This window comes from Hydrogenovibrio sp. 3SP14C1 (genome assembly GCF_029625905.1).
In the GTDB taxonomy this organism is placed as follows: domain Bacteria; phylum Pseudomonadota; class Gammaproteobacteria; order Thiomicrospirales; family Thiomicrospiraceae; genus Hydrogenovibrio.
This window is the reverse complement of sequence record NZ_JARTLM010000202.1, coordinates 1-257: the sequence shown is the minus strand read 5'-3', so window position 1 is coordinate 257 and position 257 is coordinate 1. Positions and strand designations below refer to the sequence as shown.

Sequence of the window (257 nt, the reverse complement as noted above, 5' to 3'; positions counted from 1 at the left end):
CCCAATACCAAGCTCCACGGCGACCTGCTGCGCGCGCACGGCGCGATCGAGGCCATGACGGGCAAGGTCACCGGCGCGCTGCGCGACTATCAGCGCGCGCATGACGTGTTCCAGGCGGCGGGCGAGAATCGCAGCCGCGCGATGGCGCTCCAGGACATCGGGATGATCTACCTGGAGGCGGGCGATTACGATCGCACGCTGGCCTATTACGAACAGTCGGGCGAGGTGTTCAGCGACGACAAGGTCATCACGCTGAC

Annotated in this window: 1 protein-coding gene; it reads left to right on the top strand. The window is 66.1% G+C overall.

Features of this window, described 5'->3' with window-relative positions; genetic code table 11:
* Window positions 1-257, top strand: a 257-nt coding sequence (locus tag P8629_RS12250; protein WP_278166382.1) for a tetratricopeptide repeat protein, incomplete at both ends; no start/stop codon positions are given.